Annotated in this window: 14 protein-coding genes and 1 pseudogene; 5 read left to right on the top strand and 10 right to left on the bottom strand. The window is 61.9% G+C overall.

From position 1 onward, the window contains the following. Window positions 1-113: 113 nt before the first annotated feature. The 7 genes and pseudogenes from LXM88_RS30385 to LXM88_RS30355 form a co-directional block, all read right to left on the bottom strand. Window positions 114-326 (bottom strand): annotated as a pseudogene (locus tag LXM88_RS30385) (NO-inducible flavohemoprotein); the annotation flags it as partial. 109 nt (window positions 327-435) lie between these two features. Beyond that, a complete protein-coding gene (locus LXM88_RS30380) occupies window positions 436-1,221 on the bottom strand; it encodes an enoyl-CoA hydratase (protein ID WP_262543136.1) in 786 nt (261 codons plus the stop codon). Window positions 1,222-1,253: 32 nt separating this feature from the next. Next, a complete protein-coding gene (locus LXM88_RS30375) occupies window positions 1,254-2,480 on the bottom strand; it encodes a CaiB/BaiF CoA transferase family protein (protein ID WP_262543134.1) in 1,227 nt (408 codons plus the stop codon). Between the two features lie 29 nt (window positions 2,481-2,509). Further along, complete coding sequence (locus tag LXM88_RS30370) at window positions 2,510-3,361, bottom strand: enoyl-CoA hydratase-related protein (protein ID WP_262543132.1); 852 nt, start codon at window positions 3,359-3,361, stop codon at window positions 2,510-2,512. Continuing rightward, window positions 3,312-3,548 carry a hypothetical protein gene (locus LXM88_RS30365; protein WP_262543131.1) on the bottom strand — a complete coding sequence of 79 codons (237 nt, stop codon included), beginning with the start codon at window positions 3,546-3,548 and terminating at the stop codon, window positions 3,312-3,314. Before LXM88_RS30365 ends, LXM88_RS30370 begins: the two co-directional genes overlap by 50 nt. Window positions 3,549-3,768: 220 nt before the next feature. Beyond that, the gene (locus tag LXM88_RS30360) at window positions 3,769-4,719 is read right to left on the bottom strand and encodes a 3-hydroxyacyl-CoA dehydrogenase NAD-binding domain-containing protein (RefSeq protein WP_262543130.1); all 951 of its coding nucleotides are present in this window, start codon (window positions 4,717-4,719) and stop codon (window positions 3,769-3,771) included. A 21-nt stretch (window positions 4,720-4,740) separates the two neighbouring features. Beyond that, complete coding sequence (locus LXM88_RS30355; RefSeq protein ID WP_262543129.1) at window positions 4,741-5,655, bottom strand: 3-hydroxyacyl-CoA dehydrogenase; 915 nt, start codon at window positions 5,653-5,655, stop codon at window positions 4,741-4,743. 551 nt (window positions 5,656-6,206) lie between these two features. Here LXM88_RS30355 and LXM88_RS30350 point away from each other — a divergent pair. After that, window positions 6,207-7,502: an NAD(P)/FAD-dependent oxidoreductase gene (locus LXM88_RS30350; RefSeq protein ID WP_262543128.1), complete on the top strand. Its 1,296-nt coding sequence runs from the start codon at window positions 6,207-6,209 to the stop codon at window positions 7,500-7,502. A 113-nt stretch (window positions 7,503-7,615) separates the two neighbouring features. Here LXM88_RS30350 and LXM88_RS30345 read toward each other — a convergent pair whose 3' ends face one another. Both LXM88_RS30345 and LXM88_RS30340 read right to left on the bottom strand, forming a co-directional pair. Further along, window positions 7,616-8,605, bottom strand: a complete 990-nt coding sequence (locus LXM88_RS30345) for a cytochrome d ubiquinol oxidase subunit II (protein ID WP_262543127.1) — start codon at window positions 8,603-8,605, stop codon at window positions 7,616-7,618. 33 nt (window positions 8,606-8,638) lie between these two features. Further along, window positions 8,639-10,033, bottom strand: a complete 1,395-nt coding sequence (locus tag LXM88_RS30340; protein ID WP_262543126.1) for a cytochrome ubiquinol oxidase subunit I — start codon at window positions 10,031-10,033, stop codon at window positions 8,639-8,641. 290 nt (window positions 10,034-10,323) lie between these two features. Between LXM88_RS30340 and LXM88_RS30335 the strand changes: the two genes are divergently transcribed. From LXM88_RS30335 to LXM88_RS30320, 4 genes are all read left to right on the top strand, one after another. Then, window positions 10,324-10,878 (top strand): lecithin retinol acyltransferase family protein, encoded by a 555-nt coding sequence (locus tag LXM88_RS30335; protein WP_262543125.1) that lies wholly within the window; start codon window positions 10,324-10,326, stop codon window positions 10,876-10,878. A gap of 28 nt (window positions 10,879-10,906) precedes the next feature. After that, the gene (locus LXM88_RS30330) at window positions 10,907-11,149 is read left to right on the top strand and encodes a hypothetical protein (protein WP_262543124.1); all 243 of its coding nucleotides are present in this window, start codon (window positions 10,907-10,909) and stop codon (window positions 11,147-11,149) included. A gap of 226 nt (window positions 11,150-11,375) precedes the next feature. Beyond that, window positions 11,376-11,840 (top strand): hypothetical protein, encoded by a 465-nt coding sequence (locus tag LXM88_RS30325; protein ID WP_262543123.1) that lies wholly within the window; start codon window positions 11,376-11,378, stop codon window positions 11,838-11,840. Between the two features lie 55 nt (window positions 11,841-11,895). Then, window positions 11,896-12,285 (top strand): hypothetical protein, encoded by a 390-nt coding sequence (locus LXM88_RS30320; RefSeq protein ID WP_262543122.1) that lies wholly within the window; start codon window positions 11,896-11,898, stop codon window positions 12,283-12,285. Window positions 12,286-12,337: 52 nt separating this feature from the next. On the opposite strand, the gene LXM88_RS30315 is transcribed toward LXM88_RS30320, so the two are convergent. Continuing rightward, window positions 12,338-13,006, bottom strand: coding sequence for a response regulator transcription factor (locus LXM88_RS30315; RefSeq protein WP_262543121.1), 669 nt, complete (start codon window positions 13,004-13,006; stop codon window positions 12,338-12,340). Window positions 13,007-13,025: the final 19 nt, after the last annotated feature.

Genomic DNA, 13,025 nt, shown 5'->3' with positions numbered 1-13,025 from the left:
GAATCCGCGGCCGTCTACGGCCATTCATCGTTGCGCTTGGAGGGTCATTCAAGCGGCTGCTCGACTCAAATACCAGACCTTCGTGCCGGGATTGATCGATGGACCGAGCCCCCGAGGTGATCGATGTTGCGCGCGTACGTGAGCACGGCATTGGCAAGCGCGCGTTGTTGGGAGCCACTGGCCTGGTGAGTCTGGTTGAATAGCGGGCGCACCTGCGGATACCCGTCGAGCATCAGCTTGTAGAAGTGTCCTGTCAGCGCTTCGCCGCCCGTTTCCAGCAGCGGAACAGTGGCCTTGATGATGTCGCGTTGAATGTCGGTCAACATATGAATCTCGCTCGGAGGCGTGGACGATTCGACAGGCGTCATGTCCAGCATCAACAATGACGCCGTCGGGTTCCTTGCTGGTTTCGGGAGCGTGCAGCTCGAGCAAGGACTATTCGGCCGCCTCGCGCGTCGAGCTCTTCGTAAAGTCGGGCGGCCGCTTCTCGAGGAAGGCCGAGAGCGCTTCCTTGGCGTCTGCCGAGCTTACGTGCACCATGAACGCCTGGTTTTCACTCTCCACCGCCTCTTTGAGCTGGCCAATTGAAGCCTGCTTGATGAGCCGCTTGCTCGCCAGCAGCGCGCTGCCCGGCTTTGCCGCCAGCTTCAGTGCCGTTTCGGTGGCGGTCGCGAGCAGATCGGCGTCGGGCACGACGCGAGTCGCGAGCCCCAGCTCCACCGCACGCGCGGCGGTGAACGGCTCTCCGAGCAGGAACAATTCCGCCGCCCGGAGATAGCCCACGCGCGCCGGCACCGAAAAGCTCGATCCGAACTCCGGCACCAGTCCCAAGTTGATGAACGGCATCTGAAACTTTGCACTCTCGCCTGCGTAGACGAAATCGCAGTGGGTCAGCATCGTGGTTCCACCGCCAATCGCCGCGCCCTGCACGGCCACAACGATCGGCTTTTCGAACCTGATCAGCGCCTCCATCAGGCGGCCCTGCGGAAAATCACCCGGCCGCGGCGGTTGCTTGAGGAAATCCTCGATGTCGTTGCCAGCGCAGAACGCCTTGCCGGCGCCATGCCAGAGCACAACGCGGATTTCGTCGTCGTCGGCGGCCTCGTTGAAGATATCCGCCAGGCGCGTGTACATGCCTCCGGTCATGGCGTTCTTCTTCTCGGGACGGTTGAATGCGACCCGCAGGATGCCGCCGGTACGTTCGGTGATGATGTCACTCATTGCTGCTCCTTTCCCAGTGTCAGGTCGCAGTGTCACGCTGCGTGTTCATTGACTTTCGGCACCGCGCCGCTCGCACGCAGGCCATCGATGTCCTGCGCGTCGAATCCCAGTTCCCGAAGGATGTCTTCGGAGTGCTCACCGAGATCGGGCGCGCGCCGCGCCGGAACCTTGTCGATCCCATGCACCTGAAGCGGATTGCTGATCGTTTCGGTCAGCTTGCCGCCGGCGCCTTCGAGCGGGACGATGACATCGTTTGCGCGCAACTGCGGATCCTGAATCACTTCTTGCGGTCCGCGCACGGCGCCGTACGTGACGTGTGCACTGCCGAAAACCTCGTGCCAGTGCTCCATCGGCTGCTCCGCGAAGAGATCGTCGAGGATTGCCGTGAGCTGCGGCATATTCGCCGTCAGCTTCGCCGGATCGGAAAACCGCGCATCCGTCAGCAGATCCGGGCGTCCGATGGCGGTCGCGACGGCGGCCAGCTTGTCGGGCGTGACGACGAGAACGAACCAGGTGCCGTCGGAGGCGCGGTACACGTTGAGCGCCGCATTCGCCGGATGCGTGCGATCGTGCGGCGCGGCAAACTTCGCGCCGACCAAAGCGGCCTGGATCGTAACGCTTGCCGACCAGATGCCTGAAGCCAGGAGCGAAGTCGTGACATAAGATCCCTTGCCGGTGCGCTCGCGGCGATAGAGCGCCGTGGCGATCGCCGCATAGATTCCGAGTGCCGTCGCGTTATCACCGCTTCCGGCCACCGGCCAGGTCGGCGGCGCGCCGGCGTCGCGCGTCATCGACAGCAGGCCGCTACGCGCCCAGAATGCCGTGATATCGAAGCCGGGCATGGCGGCATCCGGCCCGCTTTCACCAAAACCGGTGAGATCCGCATAGATCAGGCGCGGGTTCCAGCGGACCACATCGTCGTATTCGAGCTTCAGTTTCTTGCGTGCGGGATGCGGCGTATTGACGATGAATACGTCGGCCCACGCGACAAGCTGCTGGAGGACCCGATGGGCATCGGGCGACTTCAGGTCGAGCGTGATGCTGCGCTTGTTGCGGTTGGCGAGATGCCACTGATAGGGATCATCCGACTCCGGCTGAGGTGCAATCTTGTGCCCATGTCTCCAGGGGTCACCTCCCGGCGGCTCGACTTTGATGACATCGGCGCCGAAATCCGACAGGATCACGGCAGCGCCGGGCGCCGCGACGAAACTCGAAAAGTCGACCACCTTCAGTTCGGAAAAAATGTTGTCGTTTGCCATTGCGTTGCTCCTGATTCGTCGTACTGGCTTCACCACCCCTGGAACTGCGGGGCGCGCTTTTCGAGGAAGGCGGACGTGCCCTCCTTCTTGTCCTCCGTCCCGGCGCACAGTCCGAAGTAGGAGGCTTCGAGGGCAAGGCCCTCGCTCTGGCTCGCATTCAATCCCTTGTTCACCGCGTCGAGCGACAGCTTCACAGCCACAGGCGCGTTCGCAGCGATCGTCTTCAGGATGGCTTCCGCACGCGGGATAAGATCGGCTGCCGCAACGATCTCATTGACGAGCCCGATGCGATAAGCCTCCTGCGCGCTGATGACCTCTCCGGAAAGAATGAGCTGGAGCGCGCGGCCCTTTCCGACCAGACGCGGCAACCGCTGCGTGCCGCCACCACCCGGGAGCAAGCCCAGCTTGACCTCGGGCTGACCGAACCTTGCGTGCTCCACGGCGATGCGGATAGTGCAAGCCATTGCTGTCTCGCAGCCGCCGCCGAGTGCGAAGCCGTTTATCGCCGCGACCACCGGTTTGCCAAGGTTTTCGATCAGGTCGAGCGTCGCCTGCCCGAAGCGGCTCGACTGCTCCGCGTCGATCGCGGTCGCGTGCGCAAGCTCGCTGATGTCGGCGCCGGCTACGAATGCCTTGTCGCCCGCGCCGGTAAGAATGACGCCGCGCACGGCAGCGTCCTCCCGCGCATCCTCGAAAGCCGTTCGCAGATCCTTCCATGTCGACGCGCTTAGCGCGTTGAGCACCTTGGGACGGTTCACGGTCACGTACGCGATCGCGTCGCGCTTCTCGTACAGGACGTTTTCGAGTGTCAGTCCTACCGCCGATGAATCGCTATGCACTACTGATTTCGATGATTCGAGCGTCGTCGTTGTCGATGACATGTTTGTCTCTCCTTACAGGTCGTGAGTCGGCGAAAGGCGCGCCGGCTCGCTTGTGGTCACAGATGAATGCGCTGAACCCCGTGATCGCCTTCCCGACGATCAGGTTCTGCATCTGGTACGTGCCCTCGTAGGAATAGAGCGCCTCGGCGTCAGCAAAGAACCGCGCGACGTTGTAGTCGGCGAGCATGCCGTTGCCGCCGAGCCCCTCGCCAAGGTGTCTGCATAGCGGTAGAAATCACTGTTCGGCGGCGGAAGCTGCTTCGTGGTGATGTTGCTTGCAGTGGCAGTAGTAGGCACCTTGCGACTCCTGTTGCTGTGGCTTGAGGCCGAAAAAATGGGCACCTCGGTCGAGTGACCGATCGCGGCGGTTGCGGTAGCGCTTACGCGACCGGCGCGATCGATATCGTCTAATTCGTCATGCTTATTTTCTTGCGCAGCTCAAGCAGACCGAGCAGCAACTCGTCGCGTTCGGCCTCCAGCTCCTCGATGGAATGCGATCCGACTTCAGCATGGACGCTGCCGATGAGCTTCTCTTGCACTTCCGGGGTCAGCACCGGTGTGCCGAGGGTTTTCCACCAGGCCGTCATCGGGCCGCTGAACTGTTGGAAGAAGTGCTCGATGCCGCCTGAACCGCCGCCAAGATGGTTGAGCATCATGTTGCCCATCAGCCCCCACCGCAGGCCCGGGCCCCAGGACAGTGCGGTGTCGGCGTCGGCGGCACTCACCACACCCTCGGCGACGAGGTAATACACCTCGCGCGCCAATACGGCCTGCAGCCGGTTTGCGACGTGGCCGGGCATCTCCTGGTTGACCCGCACCGTGCGCTGCCCGATCGACGTATAGAACTCCGCTGCACGCCGGATCGTGTCCTCGGAAGTCCTGGCTCCGCCGACAATTTCGACCAGCGGGATCAGGTGCGGCGGATTGAACGGATGAGCGATGACGCAACGCTCCGGATGCGTCGCGGCGCCCTTCTGGATTTCGCTCATGGTGAGTCCCGACGAGCTCGACGCAATGATCACGTCGGCAGCCAGCAGTTCGTCGAGTTGTCCATAGAGCTTCTGCTTGAAATCAATCCGCTCGGGACCGTTTTCCTGGACCAGGTCCGCGCCCGCGAGCGCTTCCTCGAGCACGGGCGTGAACGTCAGGTTCGCCGGTGACGCGCCGGGCGAGAGGCCCAATCTCGTGAGCGCCGGCCAGGCGGCGTCCACGAATTTCCTCAATGAGAACTCCGCGTCCAGTGCGATGTCAGTCGCCACGACGTGCAATCCCTTGGCGAGAAACAGCGCGGCCCAGCTCGCGCCGATCACGCCCGTTCCGATGATGGCGATGCGGCGAATAGGTTTGGTGTCGCTCATGTGATTTCTCCAATGTGTGCGTCAGACTTCGGCGTAGGCGATGCCGGCGAGATTGCCCTGGGCGTAGAGGAAGTTGCGCTCGCCGCTTCCATCGAGATCCGCTGAATAGACCGAGCCGCCCAGGTCCGTGAAGAACATCCGGTTACCGGGAACGTCGAGCGCGATACCGATTCCCTCCAGCAGGTGCGTGATCTCGATCTCCGGCGCCGCCGTTTCGTCGATCGGGGCGCGATTGACGGTGTTGCCGCGCGGGGGATCGCCACGGTCAGTCCAGTAGAGGACGCGGTTCACGAGGTCGAGCTCGAGGTCGATCGGTTCCGGCAGATGATCGAACAGCACCTCGATGTCGGAGCGCGTCGCCGGACATTCGCCTTGCGGGATCTCCAGGTTCGCGCGGAAGATGCGGCCCTGACCGCCGTCGTCCGGGCCCTTTTGCGTCCAGTAGATTTTCTTGAACTTCGGATCGACAGTGATCCCGACGCACCACCGCATCTGGTCGCTCCGGTCGGTGTCGCCTCGACCGGCCTCGACCAGCGTTTCGACTTGCGAGCCGTCGCAGTTGGCGCGCATCACGCGCATGCCCTCGCGGTCGCACCAATAGAGCTTGCCGCCATCCTTGTCGAGGTGGATCTGCTTCGGCGTATGCGTGATGCCTTGCGGGACGATGAGCACGCGGTTCTTGCCGTCAAGGTCGGCGCGCTCGATCGAACCGTCATGGGGGCCGACCGAACCCATGTTGGTCCAATAGATATGACCGGCATCCGTATCCACGGCGATGCCGTCGGGCATGCGGCAGTCCGTGACGATCGTTCTGCGGTCGGATCCATCGGGATTCATCGAGTGAATGCGGCCACCGCTCAATTCGAGGAGAAACAGACGTCCTGAGCGGGTCGCGCCCTGAGAACCGTTGCTTCCGTTGGTCTGAGACTGAGTCATCGTGAGTCCTTGCGTGTCGCGTTAATTGACAGGAGACCGAACATCAGTGAGAGGACAAGTGCCGTCTGGTGACGGTGTCGTCGTTCCCGCGGCACACGATGCTCTCGTGACGTTGTGTGGCCGGTTACGTTTGAACTACGCCAGGATGGGAATGCGTAGCTCACGAAGCCCACTTTAGGCGGTCAGCAGCGTGCGACTCAATTACACGATGGTGTCGGCGACACCTTCGTATCAGTGGGGAGGCATGTCGCGTCATACCTAACCCAAAGTGCAATTGCGACTGCGTCCGGTGCCGCCTAAATTGGTTCGCAGGCCGACGCTTTGCTGCGGCCTCTTCCATGCCTTCGGCATGCCTTTCCCGCCATGTTTCCGGAACGCTCCCGTGCTCCGGCTTTAATCGCGCATATGCACCTGTCCGTGCCTTCCTTTGCACGCTTCTCGTCGGTTGAGTGGTTTGGCAAGGCAGCATGAGCGACGCATGAAGACGATCCGCGTCATCGAGTTTGCAGGTTAATGGCGGGCCATTCGAAATCGTTCATTGGGAACTTGCCATGAAAAAGCCAACGCGTATCGTGATCGTAGGTGGCGGAATCGCCGGGATTTTGCTTGCAACCAGACTCGGCGACCGATTGGGTCGACCGGGTGAGGCGACCGTCACCTTGATCGACCGAAGCCCGACGCATATCTGGAAACCAATGCTGCACACGATTGCCGCGGGCACGCGCGACGTGAATCAGCAGCGCGTCATTTATCTCGCACATGCGCGTCAGCACGGCTTCACGTATCAACCGGGCGAGATGTGCGGACTGGACCGGCAAGTGCGCGAAGTGCAGCTTGCTGCGATGACAGCACACGAGGGCGGTTTGATGCTCGAGCCGCGAACGGTTCCATACGATGTGCTGTTGCTGTGCCTGGGCAGCCGCGCGAACGATTTTGGCGTGCCTGGCGTCGTGGAGCATTGCCACCTCATTGACAGCCAACAGCAGGCCGAGGCGTTCAACATCGCGTTGCGCGAACGTGCGCTTCGCAGCGTCGTCAAGGATGAGGCGCTCCGCGTGGCGATCGTGGGCGCCGGTGCCACCGGGGTCGAACTGTCAGCCGAGCTGAGCCATCTGTTCGAGCTCGCCGCAAGCTATGGCGATCCGGCGTTCAGGAAAAGGCTGAGTCTGACACTTCTCGAGGCAGGACCTCGCGTGCTTCCGGCCTTCCCGCCGGAGATCTCGTTATCCAGCCAGCAACGACTCGAGAAAATCGGCTTTCGCGTGCTGACCTCGACGGCAGTCTCGTCGGCCGGGCCGGAAGGCTTTCGGTACGGAGACGGAAAGCTTGCCGATGCGGATCTGATGGTTTGGGCAGCTGGCGTCAAGGCGCCCGATTTCATGAATCGGCTTGCTGGCCTGGAGACCAACCGCGCAAACCAGATCGTGGTGTCGCGCACCCTGCAGGCTCTGCACGACGAAAGCATCTTTGCTCTCGGCGATTGCGCTTCCCTGACGCTGGAAGGTGCGCAGCGACCGCTTCCTCCGACCGCACAGGTGGCCACTCAACAGGCCGAGCACCTGGCACGTCACCTGCCGGAATGGGTCCGTCACAACAAGCCGATTCCTGATTTCGAATTTCGCGATTTTGGATCGCTTGTATCGTTGAGCAAATACGATGCGTTCGGCACACTTGGACGCTTCGGTCTCTTTCCAGGGGGACTCATTCGAGGGAGACTCGCGCAGTTCAGCCACGCGATGCTGTACCGACGCCATCAGCAGGCGCTGCACGGCCTGCGCAGAGCAACGCTGCTCTGGACAGCGGAACAGATCAACGGATTGGCTCAACCGGACATTCGGCTCGCTTGACGGGTTTCTCGCCTGAGTCGAATCGCTTCCAAAGCTTAAGGGACCGCGAAGGCGGTCCCATTTTCACTGACTTCAGGGCAAGAGTGCGGCATAACGGTTAGACCGCGACGGCGCTAACCTTCTGCACGTTTGTTGTCGATCACCTTGCCGCGAAAAACCGCGTACTGGTACAGGTTGTAGCCGATCATCACCGGGAACACGAGCCCGATCCCGATCAACATGAACGCGAGGGTCAGGGTATCCGACGCGGCTTGCAGGATCGAGAGCCTGCCCGGAACGAAGTCGGGATAGAGACTGATCACCAGACCCACGAACGACACGATGAAAAGTGCGACCGCTGCCCGAAACGGCGCGTTTTCGCTTCTCCGATAGAGTGACGCGTTGAGCCAGAGGTACGACAGCGCGGCGAGTGTGCCGAGTAGCGCGAGCGGAGTGAACATGCCCGCCTGGGACCAGCGTGCATCGACAGCGAGACCATCGAGCCAGATAGCCGAGGTGAGCACGAGCGCGGCGGCCACCGTGAACTGTACGCTGAGCAAGGCCAGCCGCCGGGCCCAAAGTTGGAGCACGCCTGTCGATTTTTTTACGAGCCAGGTTGCGCCGAGCAGCGTATAGCCGGCTACCACGCCAATGGCTGTCACTGCGATGAACACCGTATTGAGTCCGCCAGGCAGGAAGCCGGTGATCACCTTGCCGAGTATGACGCCCTGCGATATTGCGGCGACGAGGCTACCTGCACCGAATACGGTGTCCCACAGCCGTCCATGCCGGGCGCTATGGCGGAACTCGATGGCCGCACCACGCATGACCAGTCCGCCCAGCAGTGCCATGACAGGCAGATAGAGTTCCTGCATCAGGATCGCGTAGGCCGCGGGAAAGGCCCCGAACAGGCCACCCCCGACCACGACAAGCCATGTCTCGTTCGCATCCCACACGTGTCCGATGGTCTGAACCATGGCATCGCGGTCTTCGCGCTTTCTTCTGAGCAGCGTGAGCATGCCCACTCCGAGGTCGAATCCGTCCGTGACGACGTAGAAGACCAGCATCAGGCCGATCAGGCCGAACCACGTGACGGCAAGCAGTGAATGTGTGGTGCTGTCCATGGAAGAGTCTCCCTTCAGTTCGAGAAAGAGGTTTCAGTAGTCGCTCGTCACCGTCCGGGGCACGACGATCGTGGCCGGGGGCGGCATGATCGTGAGATCGGGACCTTTCTTCAGCCAATTCCGTGCGAGAAGGAAGAAGGTGACGAGCAACACGACGTCGAACGCGAAGAACATCGCCATGCTGGCCGTTACGGCGGCCGCGGGAACCGTGGACACGGCTTGACTCGTTCGCATCAATCCGTAGACAACCCAGGGCTGACGTCCCACCTCACGCACGATCCACCCAGCCTCGACAGCCAGATAGGGCAGCGGAATGCACAGCACCCATGCGAGCAAGAGCTTGCGCTGTGCGAGCAGGTGCTCGAGACTGCCGCGTGCCTTACGCAGTGCATACGCCGTCCAGAACGCGAGCAGCATGAACGCGAAGCCGATGCCGGCCATCAGGCGAAATGCGTAGTAGAGGAGCGGCACCATCGGTGGCTGGTCGGCGCGCGGGAAGTCCGTCAGCCCCTTGACCTGTCCGTGCAGCGAATGCGTTCCGAGGATGCTGAGGAGTCCAGGAACTTCGATCGACCAGTCGTTGCGCTGCTTTTCCTGATTGGGCAAGGCAACGAGCGACCATGCGGCACCCGTGCCGGCCTTGTTGGTCTTCCAGTGCCCCTCTATCGCGGCGCCCTTTGCGGGCTGTGTCGCGAACACGCTGGTGCCGCTCGAATCACCGAGCCAGACCTGAATCGGTGCTGCGAAGACGAGCACGCCTAATGCGATCTTGAACGAGCGCGCAAAGAACTCGGGATTCCGCCGGCGGAACAGGTGGTACGCGGAAATGCCCGCGATCACGAACATGCCCGTTTCGATCGCGGCCATCCACATGTGCGAGACGCCCCATACCATGTCGGGGTTGAAGATGGCCGCCAGATAGTCCGTCACCACAAGCTTGCCGTTGACGACGGCAACGCCGGCGGGCGTCTGCATCCATGAGTTGGCGACCATGATCCAGAACGCGGAAATGCTGGAACCGAGCGCTACCATCGCCGTGGCGAACAGATGGACGCCACGTGGCACGCGCCCCCAGCCGAGCGTCATCACACCGATGAATCCGGCTTCGAGCATGAACGCCATGGCGCCCTCGAAACCCAGAATATTGCCGACGAACTCGCCGGCAAACCGAGAGAAGCCGGACCAGTTGGTGCCGAACTGAAACTCCATTGGAATGCCGGTAACCACGCCGACCGTAAAGTTGAGCACGAGCAACTTGCCCCAGTAGCGAGCGTGGCGGTAGTACATCACGTCATTCGTTCGGATCCACAGTACCTCGATCAGAAGCAGGAATAACGAGAGACTGATCGTCAGGATCGGCCACAGAATGTGGAAGACGATGGTCATCGCGAACTGGGCGCGCGAGAGGTCGAGTACGTTGGTCAGCATGATGATCGTCCTATAGAGGAAGCACCACGGCGCGCGTGGCGAACGCGTTGTTACTGGATTGGAATTTAGGCCGTGGACCGTGTGGGACGCCATTGCACAAAGGTGTCGCTATACCTTCGTATCGGTGCGAACGCATGCCGTGTCATACCTAAACCAAAGTTCAATTGCGACGGTGCGAGGCACAACCTAAATTTGATCGCAAGACGACGCGCCAGACGCGTTCACTCCGCCAGGTGCGTCGCCGTCCGTTCGTCGCATCGACCGTTCACTCCCGGACTTGGAGCCACGCCATGAACCGTAACCTCCGGCGATCAAGCAGCGAGCAGGTCGCAAACCGCGCAGCCGCTTGTCCATTGGCGGACGTCGCGCTCCGCGGTTTCAACGACGAGCCCGATCTCGGTGCCCACCTGATTACGCAACGTCGTGGATACCAGCATCACGGTATTTATGTCGGTAACGGCAAGGTCATCCACTACGCTGGCTTCGCCACGTCCGAGCGCCGCGGCCCCGTCGAGGAAGTCCCGCTCGAAGCGTTCGCCGACGGCCATGCCGTGGCCCTGCGTCGGCATCCGTTCCCGACGTATTGCGGTGAAGAAGCTGTGCTGCGTGCCCGCTCGCGCCTCGGGGAGAACCGCTATCGCCTGCTGACGAACAACTGCGAGCACTTCTGCGCGTGGTGCCTGCTCGGCGATAGCCGCAGCGAACAGATTCGTGCCTGCCTTGCGGATCCACGCACCGGCGTCCACGCGCTGCTGTGCCTCGTGAGCACTTTCATCGTTGAGCGCGTGAAAGCCGTCCACGCCGTTATTGGCGCGGGCAGCATGAACGCTGCATCTGGCGCTTGAAGTACACGAAGACCTGAAGGTGACCATCATGAGCGCGACTGAAAAGACACTGCGCCAGGCCGTCGAAAAATGGCTCGCGCCCACGCCTGCGATGCCCGCGCACGTTGCACGCGTCTGCCACACGCAGATGCATCGTCGGTATGTGTGCGTCGAGGCGATGCGTCCCGGCGGTCTGCTGTCGATCTTCTTTTTTCGTCACGACGACGGATCGTGGAATGTGTATCCGCCCGCGCAATCGCGGCCGGCAATGTCTGCGTGGAGGACTGTCTGATGAAAGACGGAAACGAGCCATATGGCGCCCGCGGCCCGCGTATCGTGCGGCTTGCGTTGTGCGGCGCCCAAGCTATCCGCCAGGCTGGCAGAAGCGCCGCTCCGGCACGTGCAACGTCAAGGCTTCGGCAAGCCGGCGAGGCGCGCTCTCGGCATGCACGACGCGCTGGAAGGATTCAACGCCGAGCCTGACAAAGGCTCCCGTCCCGCCCAGAGGAGACATTCTCGTGAATCCCCGGAAAACGGCCGACTTCATCAACCCGCTGGACTGCAATGAAGTTCTTTGGAAGCCCGTTCCAAAGGATCCGGTCGAATTGGCACCCAGATCGGAGCGCCTGTTCAAAGCATCCGTCGTCGTGACTTGCGGCTGGGCATTGGTTGAAGCGCCGCTGGAACTGGGCGCGTCGATCAATTCCACCGCGCTGCTCGCCTTGGTGACGTCGAAGGTGCTGCTGTGCCTCATCGGCGCCGCCGCCGTCGCCGACCGGCGCTTTGCCCGTCGGGTCTTTACGGTCATATGCGGAGCGAGCGTGCTCGCCATCGCGCCGGCCTTGCCTCTCGAGTACACGCGCTGCGTTGCGCTTGGACTCTTCTCGACAGTCGAGTGCCTGGCCAAGGCAACATGCGTTGTATCGTTGGCAATCGCATCGTCGACCGAGGGCACTGCTCGCGAACTCTCGCGGCACGGTTGAGACAACAGGGCGACACCCATGCAACGCCGACGGCTCTGTGGGCGGAACACGCGGATTGCGAGGCGATGGCGGCCGGCTCGACGCCAACCTGAGCGGTGCGCGCACGGCGAGCAATGCGCTGATCGCGCAGTACAACCAGGCGGTGCTGAATGCCGTGCCCGATGTAGCGGTGGCGGGCAGAATGCGTCAGGATCCCGACGAGGAAGCCGCGTTGCAGGCGCACAAGATCGATGCGGTATCGGTCACCGAGGCGAGTGCGCAAGCGCGCTATGGACGGGGCGTCGCGAGCCTGCTGATGGCGATGGACGCCCGCCAGGCCGCTATGCTCGAACGCATCTCGATGCCGGACATCGACGGGCAGCGCCTGAGTCAAGACATCGCGATGTCGAAGGCACTCGGACGCGGATATCGCGAGGAGACACGTGTCGAGCTGCGGGTTCGGTGACGCAAGTTCCGGACTGGCGTAGTCACCGGCGTGCAGGAGCCTGTGCCATGTATCACTCAGTCGTGCGGCCGAGATGAAGTCTTCCCGCGATATTGACAAGTTCGGCGAGCGAGCTTGCGTTCATCTTCTGCATGACATGCCTGCGATGCACCTTCACCGTTATCTCGCTGATGCCCAATTCGGCGCCCACTTGCTTGTTCAGAAGGCCGCGCACCACTAGCGCCATGACCTCCCGCTCGCGTTTGCTGAGTGAAGCATATCGATCACGGATCGACTGCATCCCGGCTTCGACGTTCAATGCCGCGCGGCTGCGCTCGATGGCGTGCTGTATGGCATCGAGCAGAACCTGGTCGTCGAAAGGCTTGGTGAGAAATTCAACGGCTCCCGCTTTCATGGCTCGCACGGTCATCGGCACGTCGCCGTAGCCGGTGATGAAGATAATCGGCATGTCGGTGCGCTCGGATGCAACGAGATTCTGAAGATCGAGGCCGCTGAGATCGGGCAGACTGACGTCCAGCACCAGGCAATTCGGAACCGTTGCGCGCTGGCATCCAAGAAAGTCCTGCGCGGAAGCGAACGTCTTCGCCCTGAGACCGGCAAAGCGAATCATTGCTTCGAGCGACTCACGCACCGAGACATCGTCGTCAACGATGAAGACGACCGGCGTGGCTCGCGCCGACGACAGTTCGGAGTCGAGTTGGATTGCACGGTCAGATGACATTGCGAACTCCCTTCGTAGG

This window comes from Burkholderia sp. S-53, from assembly GCF_025560745.1.
GTDB lineage: Bacteria > Pseudomonadota > Gammaproteobacteria > Burkholderiales > Burkholderiaceae > Burkholderia > Burkholderia pyrrocinia.
This window is presented reverse-complemented; position numbering and strand designations above follow the sequence as displayed.

Excerpts from the sequence above, each read along its gene's own strand:
- LXM88_RS30380 (WP_262543136.1), bottom strand. The coding sequence starts at position 1,221 with ATGAGTGACATCATCACCGAACGTACCGGCGGCATCCTGCGGGTCGCA.
- LXM88_RS30375 (WP_262543134.1), bottom strand. The coding sequence starts at position 2,480 with ATGGCAAACGACAACATTTTTTCCGAACTGAAGGTGGTCGACTTTTCG.
- LXM88_RS30370 (WP_262543132.1), bottom strand. The coding sequence starts at position 3,361 with ATGTCATCGACAACGACGACGCTCGAATCATCGAAATCAGTAGTGCAT.
- LXM88_RS30365 (WP_262543131.1), bottom strand. The coding sequence starts at position 3,548 with ATGCTCGCCGACTACAACGTCGCGCGGTTCTTTGCTGACGCCGAGGCG.
- LXM88_RS30360 (WP_262543130.1), bottom strand. The coding sequence starts at position 4,719 with ATGAGCGACACCAAACCTATTCGCCGCATCGCCATCATCGGAACGGGC.
- LXM88_RS30355 (WP_262543129.1), bottom strand. The coding sequence starts at position 5,655 with ATGACTCAGTCTCAGACCAACGGAAGCAACGGTTCTCAGGGCGCGACC.
- LXM88_RS30350 (WP_262543128.1), top strand. The coding sequence starts at position 6,207 with ATGAAAAAGCCAACGCGTATCGTGATCGTAGGTGGCGGAATCGCCGGG.
- LXM88_RS30345 (WP_262543127.1), bottom strand. The coding sequence starts at position 8,605 with ATGGACAGCACCACACATTCACTGCTTGCCGTCACGTGGTTCGGCCTG.
- LXM88_RS30340 (WP_262543126.1), bottom strand. The coding sequence starts at position 10,033 with ATGCTGACCAACGTACTCGACCTCTCGCGCGCCCAGTTCGCGATGACC.
- LXM88_RS30335 (WP_262543125.1), top strand. The coding sequence starts at position 10,324 with ATGAACCGTAACCTCCGGCGATCAAGCAGCGAGCAGGTCGCAAACCGC.
- LXM88_RS30330 (WP_262543124.1), top strand. The coding sequence starts at position 10,907 with ATGAGCGCGACTGAAAAGACACTGCGCCAGGCCGTCGAAAAATGGCTC.
- LXM88_RS30315 (WP_262543121.1), bottom strand. The coding sequence starts at position 13,006 with ATGTCATCTGACCGTGCAATCCAACTCGACTCCGAACTGTCGTCGGCG.